Source organism: Cereibacter sphaeroides 2.4.1, from assembly GCF_000012905.2.
Lineage (GTDB): Bacteria > Pseudomonadota > Alphaproteobacteria > Rhodobacterales > Rhodobacteraceae > Cereibacter_A > Cereibacter_A sphaeroides.
The window spans coordinates 965,773-980,469 of sequence record NC_007493.2 but is presented as its reverse complement, the minus strand read 5'-3'; the positions used below and the strand labels follow the sequence as shown (position 1 = coordinate 980,469).

At 66.9% G+C, this 14,697-nt stretch carries 16 protein-coding genes and 1 tRNA gene; 13 read left to right on the top strand and 4 right to left on the bottom strand.

The annotated features are described in order from the left end of the window. From RSP_RS04830 to RSP_RS04800, 8 genes are all read left to right on the top strand, one after another. Complete coding sequence (locus RSP_RS04830; protein WP_011337421.1) at nt 1–315, top strand: phage head closure protein; 315 nt, start codon at nt 1–3, stop codon at nt 313–315. Next, the gene (locus RSP_RS04825) at nt 312–707 is read left to right on the top strand and encodes a phage terminase small subunit P27 family (protein WP_011337420.1); all 396 of its coding nucleotides are present in this window, start codon (nt 312–314) and stop codon (nt 705–707) included. The genes RSP_RS04830 and RSP_RS04825 overlap by 4 nt, the downstream gene beginning before the upstream one ends. Continuing rightward, the gene (locus tag RSP_RS04820; RefSeq protein WP_017140144.1) at nt 707–2,317 is read left to right on the top strand and encodes a terminase large subunit; all 1,611 of its coding nucleotides are present in this window, start codon (nt 707–709) and stop codon (nt 2,315–2,317) included. The genes RSP_RS04825 and RSP_RS04820 overlap by 1 nt, the downstream gene beginning before the upstream one ends. A gap of 12 nt (nt 2,318–2,329) precedes the next feature. Further along, nucleotides 2,330–4,339, top strand: a complete 2,010-nt coding sequence (locus tag RSP_RS04815; RefSeq protein WP_011337418.1) for a phage tail tape measure protein — start codon at nt 2,330–2,332, stop codon at nt 4,337–4,339. 716 nt (nt 4,340–5,055) lie between these two features. Continuing rightward, nucleotides 5,056–5,520, top strand: a complete 465-nt coding sequence (locus RSP_RS04810) for a hypothetical protein (protein ID WP_011337417.1) — start codon at nt 5,056–5,058, stop codon at nt 5,518–5,520. Between the two features lie 128 nt (nt 5,521–5,648). Beyond that, entirely contained in the window at nt 5,649–6,227 is a 579-nt protein-coding gene (locus RSP_RS04805) for a hypothetical protein (protein ID WP_227590633.1), read from the top strand. A 129-nt stretch (nt 6,228–6,356) separates the two neighbouring features. Next, the gene (locus RSP_RS22180; RefSeq protein ID WP_011337415.1) at nt 6,357–6,518 is read left to right on the top strand and encodes a hypothetical protein; all 162 of its coding nucleotides are present in this window, start codon (nt 6,357–6,359) and stop codon (nt 6,516–6,518) included. Between the two features lie 126 nt (nt 6,519–6,644). Then, on the top strand, nt 6,645–7,439 hold the full coding sequence (locus RSP_RS04800; protein ID WP_011337414.1) for a hypothetical protein: 795 nt from the start codon (nt 6,645–6,647) through the stop codon (nt 7,437–7,439). A 184-nt stretch (nt 7,440–7,623) separates the two neighbouring features. Here the strand turns inward: RSP_RS04800 and RSP_RS04795 are convergent. From RSP_RS04795 to pdxH, 4 genes are all read right to left on the bottom strand, one after another. Continuing rightward, a tRNA-Pro gene (locus RSP_RS04795) sits at nt 7,624–7,700 on the bottom strand. Between the two features lie 388 nt (nt 7,701–8,088). After that, the gene (locus RSP_RS04790) at nt 8,089–8,604 is read right to left on the bottom strand and encodes a DUF192 domain-containing protein (RefSeq protein ID WP_009564802.1); all 516 of its coding nucleotides are present in this window, start codon (nt 8,602–8,604) and stop codon (nt 8,089–8,091) included. Then, the gene (locus RSP_RS04785; protein WP_002719511.1) at nt 8,565–9,107 is read right to left on the bottom strand and encodes a cold-shock protein; all 543 of its coding nucleotides are present in this window, start codon (nt 9,105–9,107) and stop codon (nt 8,565–8,567) included. The genes RSP_RS04790 and RSP_RS04785 overlap by 40 nt, the downstream gene beginning before the upstream one ends. A gap of 116 nt (nt 9,108–9,223) precedes the next feature. Continuing rightward, nucleotides 9,224–9,826, bottom strand: a complete 603-nt coding sequence (gene pdxH, locus RSP_RS04780) for a pyridoxamine 5'-phosphate oxidase (RefSeq protein ID WP_011337412.1) — start codon at nt 9,824–9,826, stop codon at nt 9,224–9,226. A 142-nt stretch (nt 9,827–9,968) separates the two neighbouring features. Between pdxH and fabI the strand changes: the two genes are divergently transcribed. From fabI to rimO, 5 genes are all read left to right on the top strand, one after another. Next, nucleotides 9,969–10,793 (top strand): enoyl-ACP reductase FabI, encoded by an 825-nt coding sequence (fabI, locus tag RSP_RS04775; RefSeq protein ID WP_002719509.1) that lies wholly within the window; start codon nt 9,969–9,971, stop codon nt 10,791–10,793. A gap of 1 nt (nt 10,794) precedes the next feature. Continuing rightward, nucleotides 10,795–11,409, top strand: a complete 615-nt coding sequence (locus RSP_RS04770) for a LysE family translocator (RefSeq protein WP_002719508.1) — start codon at nt 10,795–10,797, stop codon at nt 11,407–11,409. Nucleotides 11,410–11,418: 9 nt separating this feature from the next. Then, complete coding sequence (gpt, locus tag RSP_RS04765) at nt 11,419–11,922, top strand: xanthine phosphoribosyltransferase (protein ID WP_011337411.1); 504 nt, start codon at nt 11,419–11,421, stop codon at nt 11,920–11,922. Between the two features lie 28 nt (nt 11,923–11,950). After that, nucleotides 11,951–13,129: an aminotransferase gene (locus RSP_RS04760; protein WP_011337410.1), complete on the top strand. Its 1,179-nt coding sequence runs from the start codon at nt 11,951–11,953 to the stop codon at nt 13,127–13,129. Between the two features lie 103 nt (nt 13,130–13,232). Continuing rightward, nucleotides 13,233–14,600 (top strand): 30S ribosomal protein S12 methylthiotransferase RimO, encoded by a 1,368-nt coding sequence (gene rimO, locus RSP_RS04755; protein ID WP_017140143.1) that lies wholly within the window; start codon nt 13,233–13,235, stop codon nt 14,598–14,600. Nucleotides 14,601–14,697 lie beyond the last annotated feature (97 nt).

The window sequence follows — 14,697 nt, the reverse complement described above, 5'->3', positions numbered from 1 at the left end:
ATGCGCAGCGCAGCCCTGCGCCATCTGATCCAGATCCAACGCAAGACCGAGCTGGTGGACCCGTCCGGCGAGGTTGTGACCCTCTGGGGTGCCGTGGCCGTGGCCCACGCCGAGCTGGTGCAGCGCACCGACCGCGAGAGCGCGACCGGCTTCGGCGAGTCCGAGGCCGCGCATGTGACGTTCCGCATCCGCTGGCGGGCGGGCATCACCACGGGCGACCGGATCGTGACGGGCGACGGCCGGACCTTCGACATTCGCGAGGTGGCCGAGATCGGCCGCCGGCGAGGTCTTGAGCTGAAGGCGGTGGCGGCATGACGACCGCGACCCGAGGCCGGAAGCCGACCCTGAACGCCGACCGGGCGCCGCTCGCGCGGGTGCCGAAGGCGCCGAGCCATCTGTCGCCCGAGGCCAAGGCCGAGTGGAAGCGCGTCCTGCCCCGGCTGGTGGAAGATCGGATCGTCACGACCGCCGACCTCGGCGGCGTCGAAGACCTCTGCACCGCGCGGGGCATCGTCCGGCAGATCGAGCGCGAGCGGCAGGCGGCCGGTGGCGTCATTGACCCAAAGATGTTCGGCGTCTTGAACCGGGCTGCGCAGACCGCCCGCCAGCTCGCGGCCGAATATGGCCTGTCGCCCGTGTCGCGCTCGCGGATCGCCAGCACCGCCGCCGAGGATGACGACGCCGACAACCCGCTCGCTGTGACCTGATGACGAAGAGCAGCTATCCGGCGTGGATCTATGACGGCAGCGCGATCCCCGACCCGTTCGGCTATGGCGAGCGGGCGGTGAAGTTCCTGCGCCTGCTGAAGCACCCGGCGAGCACCGCGCCGGGCCGGGCCTTCCAGCTCTACCCGTGGCAAGAGCGCATCGTCCGGGCGATCTACGGACCCCGGCACCCGGACGGCAGCCGGATCGTGAAGACGGTCTTCCTGCTGGTGCCGAGGGGCAACCGGAAGACCAGCCTCGCCGCCGCCCTGGCCCTTCTCCATACCCTCGGCCCCGAGCGCGTGCCCGCCGGGCAGGTGATCTTCGCCGCCTGCGACCGCGAGCAGGCGGGCATCGGCTTCCGCGAGGCCGCGAACATCATCCGCGCCGACAAGCGCCTCGTGGCGGCCACCCGGATCTATGACGCGCACAACTCGGCAAAGAAGATCGTCTTCCGCGCCGAGGATGTGACCCTCTCGGCGATCTCGTCGGATGGTGGCGCGCAGCATGGCCGGACCCCGGCCTTCACGTTGATTGACGAGCTGCACGCATGGAAGGGCCGCGACCTCTGGGAAGCCCTGAAGTCCGGCACCGCCAAGGTGGCCGACAGCCTGACCGTGATCGCCACCACGGCCGGGCGCGGCGCCGACACGGTCGCGGCGGAACAATATGCCTATGCCTTGGCCGTCGCGCGGGGCGAGATCGTGAACCCGGCCTTCTTGCCGATCTTGTTCGCGCCCGAGCCAGGCGACGACTGGACCGACGAAGCGACGTGGCACAAGGTCAACCCCGGCCTGCGCCACGGCTTCCCGAGCCTTGAGGGCCTGCGCACGCTGGCGAAGGAAGCCGAGGGCCGCCCGAGCGATGCCTACGCCTTCCGGCAGTTCAACTTGAACGAGTGGATGGCGAACAGCCGCGATCCGCTCTTCGACTTCGACACCTACGACGCCCGGCGCTTCGCCGAGGATCTGGACGAGCTTGAGGGCCTGCCCTGCTGGATCGGCGTTGACCTGTCCATCTCGGGCGACCTCTCGGCCGTGGTGGCGGCGTGGAAGCACCCGGACGGGCAGATCAGTGTCAAACCGTGGTTCTGGGTGCCCGGCGACGACCTCAAGGTCCGCGCCGACCGCGACGGCGTGCCTTACGAGCGATGGCGCGATGAAGGGCACCTGATCGCCACGCCCGGCGCGATCATCGACCAGAGCGCCGTGGCCGACCAGATCCGCGAGCTATGCGCCCGCTTCGACGCGCAGGAAGTCGCCTTCGACCCGCACCTTGCCCGGCCGATGATGCAGAGCCTCTATGACGAGGGCCTGCCGGTGGTGGAGATGCGACAGGCGCCGCTGACTATGGGCGTTGCCGCTGGCGATCTTGAGCGCGTGGTGAACGGTCGCCTGATCCGCCACGACGGGCACCCGGTCCTGCGCAACCATCTTCAGAACGTGTGCGCCTCACGCAGCGAAAGCGGCCTGATCCGAATGCACAAGGTCCAGCGCACCAGCCGGATTGACGGCGCCGTTGCCGCTGCGATGGCGGTTTCGCGCGCCGTCGCCGCCGACAGCCGCAAGTCGGCTTACTCCGATCCCGAGGCCGAGGGCCTGTTTGTTTTCTGAAGGACATTGCACATGGACACCGGATTGCCCGGCCTTGTTGTCGAAATCGAAGCACGAATTGATAAGCTCGAAAAGGGCCTGAAGCGCGCCAACGCCGCGCAGGCGAAGGCCGCGAACGACATGGAGCGCCGGGCGAAGGCGAACGCTGACAAGATCAGCGCGACCTACGGCAAGGCGGGCGACGGCATCGCTGCTACATTCAAGCGGCTGGCCCTGCCCTTCGCGGGCGGCCTTGTAGGCGGGATCGCAGGCGCGGGCCTGACCGGCATCGCGGAGCGGGCGCACGAAGTCGCGCGGGGCGTGGCCCAGATCGGCGACGAGGCGAAGCGGGCGGGCCTGTCGGCGCGGGCGTTTCAGGAGTGGCGCTTCGTGGCCGAGCAGAACCGCATCGGCGTTGACAGCCTCGTGGACGGCTTCAAGGAGCTGTCGCTTCGCGCCGACGAGTTCATCGTCACCGGCAAGGGCAGCGCGGCCGAAGCCTTCCAGCGTCTCGGCTACACGGGCGAAGAGCTGGCCCGGAAGCTGAAAGACCCCTCGGCCCTGATGCTCGAAATCCTGGGGCGGCTCGAACAGCTCGACAAGGCCGCGCAGATCCGCATTGCCGACGAGCTGTTCGGCGGCGCGGGCGGCGAACGGTTTGTCGAGTTGCTGGCGCAGGGCGAAGCGGGCATCCGGCGCACCATCACCGAGGCGAACGCGCTGGGTATCGTGATGGACGACGAACTGATCGCCAAGGCCGCCGAGGTGGACAGGCAGTTCAACCTGATCGCGACCACGGTCGGGACCGCCCTGAAGTCCGCCATCGTCTCGGCGGCGGCGAGCCTTGCGGACTTCATTGACGGCTTCCGCGAGTTCCAGAACCAGCGCGACCGCACCTTGCAGGCCCGCCAGACCGAGATCATGCGCGAGAAGGCCGAGCAGGCCGCCGGACTGGACAACCTGCCCGCCGGGAGAAACGGCGAGCGGGGGCGCGCGATCATCAACCTGCGCCTGCGTGAGCTGGACGAGGAAGAAAACCAGATCATCGCCGAGCTGGAACGGCGCACCGAGCAGACGTGGCGGCCGAAGGCCGACACCTGGACCCCGCCCGCCACGGGCACCGGGACCAGCCCCGGCCGGACGGCAGGCGGCGCCCGCACGTCCGACGACTACGGCCGCGCGGTGCAGGCGATCACCGCCGAGACCGCCGCCCTCGAAGCGCAGGGGCAGGCGCTCGCCAGCGCCTCGACCACGGGCAAAACCTATAGCGACATGCTCGAATATGCGCGCCAGCGCGCCGAGCTTCTGGTCGCCGCGCAGCGCGAGGGCCGAGAGATCACGCCTGCCCTGTCGGCTGAGATCGACCGGCTCGCGGGAGCATATGCCACGGCCGGCACGAGCGCTGAGCAGGCCGCCGAGCGCCTGCGGGCCGTGGAGGCAGCCGGACAGCGCGGGGCGCAGGCTCTGACCAGCGTCTTCACGGGTGTGCTGTCTGGCGCCATGAGCGCGAAGGAGGCAGTCGGGCAGCTCGTGCTACAGCTCGCCGAGATGGCGCTTCAACAGCGCCTCATAGGAATGCTGGCCGGTGCAGGGTCCGGTTCCTTCCTCGGCACCCTCGGCAGCTTCCTGACCGGCGGCTTCGCTGAGGGCGGCTATACCGGCGCAGGCGGCAAATTTGAACCGGCCGGGATTGTCCATCGCGGCGAGTTTGTTTTTAGTAAGGAAGCAACCGCTAAAATCGGCGCCGGAAACCTTGATCGGATGCACCGGCATTTGAAGGGCTATGCCGCTGGCGGGCTTGTCAGTGACAACGCGAAGATCCCGCTCGCACCGAAACTCTCGAAAGAAACTTCGGCTCATGCACCGAATATCACCATTGCCCCGACGATCAATGTGAATGCCACGGGCGGCACCTCGGAAGCCAATGCGGATCTTGCAAAGCAGATCGCGCGGGAAACCGAAGGCTCCATGCGGGCGCTGGTGCGCGACGAGATCGGCCGGCAGATGCGCCCCGGCGCCATGTTTAATCAGGGCAGGCGCTGAAATGGAAAACCCCACGCCGGAGACGAGGCGCGGGGTCTCCTGACTTAGCCCGAGACGGTGAACCCCGGATGCACATTTGTCTCACACGCGCGAACCCCCGGCAAGGGATTTTAAACCGGACAGAAGAATCTCAATAGGAAGCCCGTAGAGGCCCGCTAAGGTCCGGCCGCCGCATCGACACCCCGGAGGGTATCAGCGCCCACCAGCGGGCTTCCTGTGGAGTCTGGCGAGTCATTCAGGCGCTCCGGAACGGAACGCCGTGAGAGCGCCGGAGACGCACGAGGCTTTTAGTGTCATCGTGAGAAGTTCGGAACATCTTGTGTGGTGAGCCGCAGGAGGGTGAGCCGGGACGTGTCAGGAGACAATTTCCCACAGTATCTGTATCTCTCTTCCCTCTCTTCTCTCTTGTGGGAAAATGTCCCCTGACAGCCTTGTCCCCTGACACGCTCCGGGACTCTGAAGGTCATACGTTCCGGGACGTGTCAGGGGACAATCTCCCACAGTATCTGTATCTCTCTTCCCTCTCTTCTCTCTTGTGGGAAAATGTCCCCTGACAGCTTTGTCCCCTGACAGGTTCAGGCCCTCCCGGAGTGTCCTCGGCAGTCCGGCACCTCCCGGAAATTGTCCCCTGACACTGCAGAAAATCCCGCTTGACCGTCTAATCATGTAAGGTTAGATTTTTCCCGACGTGCAAACCCCTTGCGAGGAACCATCACATGAACGACCCCCGGAACGTCCTGACCTCGGCCGAGCGTCACGAACAGCTCAAGGCCATCGCTGCCGCCCTCGGCGGCCTCTCCATCGCCGAGACTCTGGGTCACCTGATCAATGCCGAGATCGCGCGCGGCACCATCCCGGACACCATCCCCGGCGTCACGATCAAGCGCGTCCCCGATGGCGTCTACATCGCCCTGGACCCCGACACCCCGGCCCTTCTCACGTTGGACGGCGCGCGGAAGCTGGCCGAACTGGTGCGCGATCTGGCGGACCCGACGAAGCGCAGCGCGACCACCGTCATTGACCTTGATCACCGCTTCTCGGCCGGGCGGAAGGGCAATGGGGTGCAGATCACGGTGCCGTTCCCCGGCTCGCCGCGCAGCTTCTCGCGCGACCTCGCCCGCGATCTTGCTCGGTTGCTGCTGACGGCGGCGGACAGCGCCCCCGTGGTCGACGCTGCATGAGAAAGGGCCGGTGCGAACACCGGCCCCCTCTGGGCATCAACATCAAGTGATAACATAACAGGACCAAGAAGAGGATGGAAGGGGCACTTAATCTGTCTGGCGCCGACCGCCGGAAACTTGAGCGGGCGATGAGTGAGCTTGACGAGCTGGTAGGCACCCCGCCTGTTGAAACGACACATGCGGAGTTTGTGGCGAGCGCGGCCTGCCTGCCTACCTTGGACGCGCTGCCGCCGGGCGAGGCTGACCTACTGGCCGACCTGCTGGCCGAGCTTGGCCCTACCACGCCCGAAGATCTGGTCGAAGCCGAGGCATTGAACCGCGAGATCGCGAGCATGACCCCGGCCGAGGTCGCCGAGAACTACGGCACCGACGCTGACGTTAGGAACGCGGCTGCGGGCGCGTGGCTTGAACAGCACCAAGCGGAACGGCTGGAAAGGTTCCGCAAGTCCGGGCGTAACTTCTATGCCGAAGACAAGCTCAAGACGACCGGCCAGCCGGTGCGGCCTTACCGGCGCGACCTCAAGAACCTGACGCCGGAGGAACGGAAAGCTCATCGCCGCGCGCAGAAGGCCAAGTCAAAGGCGAACCGCAGCCCCGAGCAGGTGGAACGCGAGCGCGCCGCGAACAAGGCGCATCAACAGAAGAGACGTGGCAGAGAGCGTTCTGCAACGGCCGCAGCCGAACGCGCAAATCTGGCGCTGTTCTGACCACCCCGAAGCCCGGTAAGTCACGACTTACATAAGCAAATCAATGACTTACCATAATTTTCTGCTTGCAAGCGGACTCGCCGCCTGCAAGGTTCGAGGGACCGAAGCAGCATAAAAGGAACATCAACAATGTCGCATTACCTGCCGGATGACGTGTATCGCGCCCTCGTCGCCCGCCTCATGGCCGACCCGGCACCCGGCCTTGATCGCCGCTCGCACATCGTCACCACCTTGGGCGAGGTCGCCGACCTGTGGCCGGAGAGCGTTCGGGACGAGGCCGAAGCTGCCTGAGGTTAGATCCTAGACCCGGCGCGCCTATCACTTTGAGAAGTCGCAATTTACCGCAATTTGCCGCCAGCAAGCCGGACGCCGGCTTGCTATAATTGAACCACCCAACACCGGCACAGGAAAACCAACATGGCGCATAACCCCGCCCTGCCCGACCTCATGCGCGCTGCACAGACAGCCTGCCTGAGCGAGACCGCAAACGACAATGAGGATCACGCGCTTCAGCACCTTCACGAAGATCTGTTGGATCATGTGGTGCGCAGTGACCTCGGCATCATGGTGAATCACCGTTACCTTCATGCGCTCCTTCCCGGCAACCTCACGCGCGAGTATATTGCCCTCACCAACGCACACTTTGAGTTCATGCGGGACCGTGCTGAGGCGGCAGCGGCTGCGGGAGACCTCTCCGGCTACATCTTCGGCCACGAAAGGCCCTACAGGCTCGAAGCCCTCTCGGAGGCTGCGCGGGGCGGGTTGGACATGTTCCCTGAAGAATACTGGCCTCTCGTGGCCGAGGTCTGGCGGGACTCAAACAACATCTTTCAGGACTACGACGCTTGGCGCGAGCTGTGGACGGCGGACGTTCCGAAGCGCGAATTTGCCATGAGCGCAGACGAGCGCGGGACCTTCGCCGCGCTCCCCGAAAGCGTGGAGGTCTGGCGTGGCATCAGGTGTGAGAACGGTATGCACGGCATGTCGTGGACCTTGTGCCGTGACTACGGCATCTGGTTCGCACAGCGTAGCGGGGCGCGCCGGGAACGCCCGATGCTCATTCGGGGCATGGTGATGAAAGCCGATATTCTGGCGGCCTTCGATGGGGTTGAACAGGAGATCGTCGCCCTGCCGGAAAGCGTGTCGATCATTGGGAAGGAGTGCTTGCGGAACGAGCCGCGAATGACGCGGCCTGATCTTCTGGCGGCTTGACCCGTAGCACCACCACCAGCAAGCCCGCCGACTCGCCATCGGCGGGCTTCTGACTGTGCAGACGTGAGGGCCTTCCGAAGGGCCGCCAGCTCTGGCCTGAGCCGTGTGGATGAGTCGCAAAACTGTAACACATGCGACCGAGCCGAACCGCGTAAGTCTTTAAAAATAAACAGTTTAATGGTAATGGTCGGAGTGGAGGGATTCGAACCCCCGACATCCTGCTCCCAAAGCAGGCGCGCTACCAGGCTGCGCTACACTCCGTCGGGGTCTTCCTACAGCCTCGTCGGCCGCTTGGAAAGGGGCGCTCGCTGTCTGCGGCTTCCGGCAAGCGGGCGGGGAGTGACCCAGGCGAGGCCGGTCCCTGGCCCCTTCCGCGCCACCTGTCCCAGCGGTCGGCGGGGCTGGCATCTGCCTCCTCTCATCGCCGCCTCTCCGAGCGAACCGCTTATGCTTCGTGAAAGGTGACACCGGGAAACGGCCCCTGTGGCCAGGATGCGATCCGGGTCACGAGCCGCGCCGGGTGCGACGCTCGGGGCAGCCCTTCAGGCTCTGCCGTCAGCGGCCAAGGGCGCGACCGCTCATCCTTGGGGATACGTCTACCGGGGCCACCGCCTGCGCGTCCTCGGGAATGGCGCCATGGACGTGGAACTCAGGGCTTCGCCGGCGCCTCGTCGCAGGGCCAGGCGGCGAGGGACTGGTCGAGGCCCGGATGCCGCAGGACGGTGCCGGGGCCGATGCCGAGCGCACGGGCGAGGCCGCCGTTGATCTCGAGCACGCTCTGGATCCCCTCCCCGCCCGAGATGGGCGTGAGATCCTCGGGCACCGCATTGGAATGGACGACCTTCACCGTGCCGTCGGGCCCGGCGAAGATCATGTCGAGCGGAATGAGCGTGTTGCGCATCCAGAAGCTCGCCCTGTGCGGCGCGTCGAACAGGAACAGCATCCCCGACGAGCGCGGCAGGCTCTCGCGGTGCATCAGCCCGCGCGACCGCTCGGCCGGCGTGTCGGCGATTTCCACCGAGAATCGCATCGTGGACCCAGCCTCGGTGCGCAACTCGACCGCATCCGGGCGACAGTCCGCGCGGGAGGCACCCGGCAGAAGCGCCAGCACGAGCGCGAGAGCGCTCAGGCCGGTTGCTGATGCTGACGCGCTGCGACTTCCCATGAGACCACCTGCACCGCCATGCGCCCGCGCCGCCCCTCGATGATGCGCAGCGCCACCGCCTCGCCTGCCGCAAGGTCGGCAAAGCCGGACATCCGCAGGACCTCGACATGAATGAAGACATCCTCGGGCCGGCCGAAGACATTGGCGAAGCCGAAGCCCTTGCCCTTGTCGAACCATTTCACCCGGCCGGGCTCCAGCGGACGCGCGGCGATCTCCTCGGGGGTCGTCGCTTCGCTGTCCTCGCTGAGGTGGAAGGTCGTTCCTTCCGGAGGCTCGATCTCGATCACTTCGACAGCCTGAACGCCGCGCTGGGTGCTCTGGACCTTGACGGTGATGCCGGCGCCGTCCGCCACCGAACTCTGGCCGTAATTCCGCAGGACATTGGCATGGAGCAGGATGTCGGCCCCATTCTCCTCGGTCACAATGAACCCGAAGCCCTTGGCCGGATCGAACCATTTCACGCGGCCATGCACAAGCTGCAGGGCCTTTTCGTCTTCCACCATTCCAGAGCTGTCCCCAGATGAGCCCGTAGATTGAAACTAGTGCCGTCAATCCTCCGGCGGATTCAAGAGCAAATCATCACTCGTATACGAACCTTTTCATTCGCGAAGCGCGAATATCACGGGTTCAGCCGCTCGATCGACCAACCGTCCGACAGACTGTTCCTGCGCCAGCGGAAACGGTCGTGCAGGCGGAAGGCGCCGTCCGCCCAGAACTCGATCTCGAGCGGCCTGATCCTGAAACCACCCCAGAACGCGGGGCGCGGAGGGTTGGTTCCGAAGCGTGCCGTGACGCGGGCCACTTCGGCCAGAAGGCTGGTGCGCGAGGCGAGCGGGCGGCTCTGCTCCGAGGCCCATGCCCCGAGCCGGCTCTTGAGCGACCGCGAGGCGTAGTAGGCGTCGGCCTGCGCCCCCTCCTCGCGCTCGACGAGGCCGCGGACGCGGATCTGGCGGCGCAGCGACTTCCAGTGGAGCACGAAGGCGGCCTTGCCCGAGGTCTCGATCTCGACCGCCTTCTGCGAACCGTAATTGGTGTAGAAGACGAAAGCCTCGGCCTCGATCTCCTTGAGAAGCACCATCCGCACGTTGGGCAGACCCGCGGCATCGACGGTCGCGAGCGCGATGGCGTTCGGATCGTTCGGCTCCTGCGGCTCGGCCTCGGCCAGCCAGCCTGCGGCGATGGCGAAGGGATCGTCCCCGGCGAAGATGCCCGTCCTGTCCATGATGCTTCCTCTCTTGCGCGGAGCGACCCTAGAGCCACGCGCCGCCCCCCACAATACCGCCGCATCCTGCCGCACTTGATGCAACCCGAGGGATGGCCTACACCTCGCGAAAACCACTCAAGAACATCACGAGGGAAACCCGATGGCGAACGGACTGCTGGCTGGCAAGCGTGGGCTCATCATGGGGCTGGCGAACGACAAGTCCATCGCCTGGGGCATCGCGAAATGCTGCGCCGACCAGGGAGCCGAGCTGGCCTTCTCCTATCAGGGCGATGCGCTGAAGAAGCGCGTCGAACCGCTGGCCGCCTCGATCGGGGCGACCGAGATGGTGGAATGCGACGTGTCCGACGAGGCCTCGCTCGACCGGCTCTTCGCGCATCTGAAGGAGGTCTGGGGCACGCTCGACTTCGTCGTCCATGCCATCGGCTTCTCGGACAAGTCCGAGCTGCGCGGCCGCTATGTCGACACGACGCCCGCGAACTTCCGCATGACGATGGACATTTCGGTCTATTCCTTCACCGCCGTCTGCCAGCGCGCCTGCGCCATGATGCCCGCGGGCGGCAGCCTTCTCACGCTGACCTACTACGGCGCCGAGAAGGTGATGCCGCACTACAATGTGATGGGAATCGCCAAGGCCGCGCTCGAGACCTCGGTGCAGTATATCGCCGAGGATCTGGGCAAGGACGGCATCCGCGTGAATGCGATCTCGGCCGGCCCGATCAAGACGCTGGCCGCCAGCGGCATCGGCGACTTCCGCTACATCATGAAGTGGAACGAGCTGAATTCGCCGCTGCGCCGCAACGTCACGCAGGAAGAGGTGGGCAAGGCCGCGCTCTATCTGCTGTCGGATCTGGGTTCGGGCACGACGGGCGAGGTGCTGCATGTGGATGCGGGCTATCACGTCGTCGGCATGAAGGCCGTGGACGCGCCCGACATCGACGCCGTGACCGGCCGCAAGGACCACTGACATGAGCCTCGCCGCCTTCGCCGCAGCCTGGCTGCTGCATCTGATGGCGGCGATCAGCCCGGGGCCGGCCGTGCTCATGTCGGCCCGCACCGGCATGAGCGAGGGACTGCGCACCGGGGCGATTCTCGCGCTCGGGCTGGCCGCCGGGGCGCTCGTCTGGGCCTCGGCCGCGCTCTTCGGGCTGGCGCTCCTGTTCAAGGTGGCGCCCTCGCTGCTCTGGGGCATGAAGATCGCGGGCGCCATCTATCTGATGCGCATGGCCTTTGTCATGTGGCGCGAGGCCGACCGGCCGTTCGACACCGGGCAGGCCGGACGCCCGCCGAGGAGCGCCGCCTCGGCCTTCCGGCTCGGGCTCTTCACCCAGCTTTCCAATCCGAAGCCGGCCGTGTTCTTCTCGGCCATCTTCATCGGCACGGTCCCGCAGGATGCGGCTCCCTGGGCCGTGGGCCTCCTGCTTCTCGCGGTCTTTCTCAACGAGTTCCTCTGGAACACGTTCGTCGCCCGCGTTTTCTCCTTTGAACGGGCGCGCAGCGGATATATCAGCCTCAAATCCGTCATCGACCGCAGCTTTGGCGGCCTGCTGGCGCTGCTCGGCGTGAAGCTTGCCGCGTTCTAGGAGACCGTTATGAAAGAGCGCCTTCCCCACGAGAAGGGATTCCACGTCAGCTGGGACCAGATCCACCGCGACAGCCGCGCCCTGGCCTGGCGGCTGGACGGCCAGGGGCCGGACAACGGCTCGTGGCGCGCCGTCGTGGGCATCACCCGGGGCGGCCTCGTGCCCGCCATGATCGTGAGCCGCGAGCTCGACATCCGCACCGTGGATACGATCAGCGTGAAAAGTTACAACTGGCAGGAGCAGCAGGCGCCCACCGTCATCAAGGCCCCGCAGGCCGAACTGATGGGCGACGGCCACGGCATCCTGATCGTCGACGACCTCGTCGACTCGGGCAAGACGCTGGAGCTGGTGCGGACCCTCTATCCGCGCGCCCATTTCGCCACCGTCTATGCCAAGCCCTCGGGCCGGCCGATGGTCGATACCTATATCACCGAGGTGAGCCAGGACACCTGGATCTTCTTCCCCTGGGACATGGCCCTGCAATATGTGGAGCCCTACCGCGGCCGCGACTGAGCCGCCGCCCCTGCCTCCGGAGCCTCCGATGACCCTGCCGCTCAACCCCGCGATGGCCGCGACCTTCCCGCCCCCGGTGATGGAGGCGCGGCGCTGGATCCAGGGGCTGAGCTTTCCCGCCGACCGGCCGCTTCTCAATCTGAGCCAGGCCGCGCCGGTGGAGCCGCCGCCGGCCGAGCTGAGGGCGGCCCTCGCCGAGGCCGCGCTCCACGATCCGCAGGCCCATCTCTACGGGCCGGTGCTGGGGCTGCCCGCGCTGCGGGCCGAGATCGCGGCGCAATGGTCGGCCGCCTATGGCGGGCGGATCGAGCCCGCGCAGGTCGCGATCACGCAGGGCTGCAACCAGGCCTTCTGCGCGATCATGGCCACCCTCGCCGGGGCGGGCGACGAGGTGATCCTGCCCACGCCGTGGTATTTCAACCACAAGATGTGGCTCGACATGCAGGGCGTGATGGCGGTGCCGCTGCCCACGGGCCCGTGCCTCCTGCCCGATGCGGAGGAGGCGGCGGCGCTTGTGGGCCCCCGGACCCGCGCCATCGTTCTGGTGAGCCCCAACAATCCGGGCGGGGTGGAATATCCGGCGGCGACGCTCGAGGCCTTCCGCGATCTGGCCCGCGCGCGCGGCCTTGCGCTGATCGTGGACGAGACCTACCGCGACTTCGACAGCCGGACCGGCGCGCCGCACGCGCTCTTTGCCGATCCGGACTGGGACGGGGTGCTGGTGCATCTCTATTCCTTCTCCAAGGCCTACCGTCTGACCGGCCACCGGGTCGGCGCCGTGGTGGCCTCGGCGGCGCGTCTGGCGCAGATCGAGAAGTTCCTCGACACGGTGGCGATCTGCCCGAGCCAGCTCGGCCAGATCGGCGCGCTCTGGGGGATTCGGAACCTCGCGCAGTGGGTGGCGGGCGAGCGCGCCGAGATCCTCGCCCGGCGCACGGCGATGGTGGGCGGCTTCTCGGCGCTCGACGGCTGGACGCTTCTCGGCTGCGGCGCCTATTTCGCCTATGTCGAACATCCGTTCGACACGCCCTCCGACCGGCTTGCCCCGCGGCTGGTGCAGGAGGCGGGCGTGCTTCTGCTGCCCGGCACCATGTTCCAGCCCGAAGGGTCGGAGGCAGGGGCGCGCCAGTTCCGCATGGCCTTCGCCAATGTGGATCAGGCCGGGATCGCCGAGCTGTTCTCGCGGCTGGCGCAGGTCACGGACTGAAAGACCAGCGCCACGGGGGGCTGTCTGCCCCCCGCACCCCCCGAGGATATTTGCGCCAGAATGAAGGAGGCGGGGCCTTCCGCGCGCGCAGGGCCCACGCTATATGGGCGCGATGGCCCAGAACCCGCCCAACCTCCGCCCCGACCTCGCGCCGCGCCTGGTGATCGACAGCCCCCGCCGCGAGGGGCAGCCGACCATCGGCATGGTCTCGCTCGGCTGCCCGAAGGCGCTCGTGGACAGCGAGCGGATCCTGACGCGGCTGCGCGCCGAGGGCTATGCGATCTCGCCCGATTATGCGGGGGCGGATGCGGTGATCGTGAACACCTGCGGCTTTCTCGACAGCGCCAAGGTCGAGAGCCTCGAGGCGATCGGCGAGGCGTTGCGCGAGAACGGGCGGGTGATCGTCACCGGCTGTCTCGGCGCCGAGCCCGACTATATCACGGGGGCGCATCCGAAGGTGCTGGCCGTGACCGGTCCGCATCAGTATGAGCAGGTGCTCGATGCGGTGCATGGCGCGGTGCCGCCTGCGCCCGATCCGTTCGTGGACCTTCTGCCCGCGACGGGCGTGCGGCTCACGCCGCGCCATTTCAGCTATCTGAAGATCTCGGAAGGCTGCAACCACACCTGCCGCTTCTGCATCATCCCCGACATGCGCGGCAGGCTCGCGAGCCGTCCCGAGCGGGCGGTGCTGCGCGAGGCGGAGAAGCTGGTCGAGGCCGGGGTGCGCGAACTGCTGGTCATCAGCCAGGATACCAGCGCCTATGGCACCGACTGGAAGGGGCCGGAGAAGTTTCCGATTCTGCCGCTCGCGCGGGAGCTGGGCCGGCTCGGGGCCTGGGTGCGCCTCCATTATGTCTATCCCTACCCCCATGTGCGCGAGCTGATCCCGCTGATGGCCGAGGGGCTGGTGCTGCCCTATCTCGACATTCCGTTCCAGCATGCCCATCCCGAGGTGCTGAAGCGGATGGCGCGGCCGGCGGCGGCGGCCCGCACGCTCGACGAGATCGCGGCCTGGCGGCGCGACTGTCCCGAGATCGCGCTGCGCTCGACCTTCATCGTGGGCTATCCCGGCGAGACCGAGGCGGAGTTCCAGACCCTGCTCGACTGGCTCGACGAGGCGCAGCTCGATCGGGTGGGATGTTTCCAGTATGAGAATGTGGCCGGCGCGCGCTCGAACGCCCTGCCCGACCATGTGGCCCCCGAGGTGAAGCAGGAGCGCTGGGACCGGTTCATGGAGAAGGCACAGGCCATCTCCGAGGTGAAGCTCGCGGCGAAGGTGGGCCGGCGGATCGAGGTGATCGTGGACGAGGTGGACGAAGACGGCGCCACCTGCCGCACCAAGGCGGACGCGCCGGAGATCGACGGCAACCTCTTCATCGATGAGGGGTTCAGGGGCCTCGCTCCCGGCGATATCCTCACGGTCGAGGTCGAGGAAGCCGGCGAGTACGATATCTGGGGCCGTCCGGTCTGAGCCATGACGGGGGACGATGAGGATCTTCCCCGGCCTCTCATCTCGGCTCTGGCAGGTGTAAAGATGGCCCTTCTGTCAGTGGCCAGCCGGCCGGTGC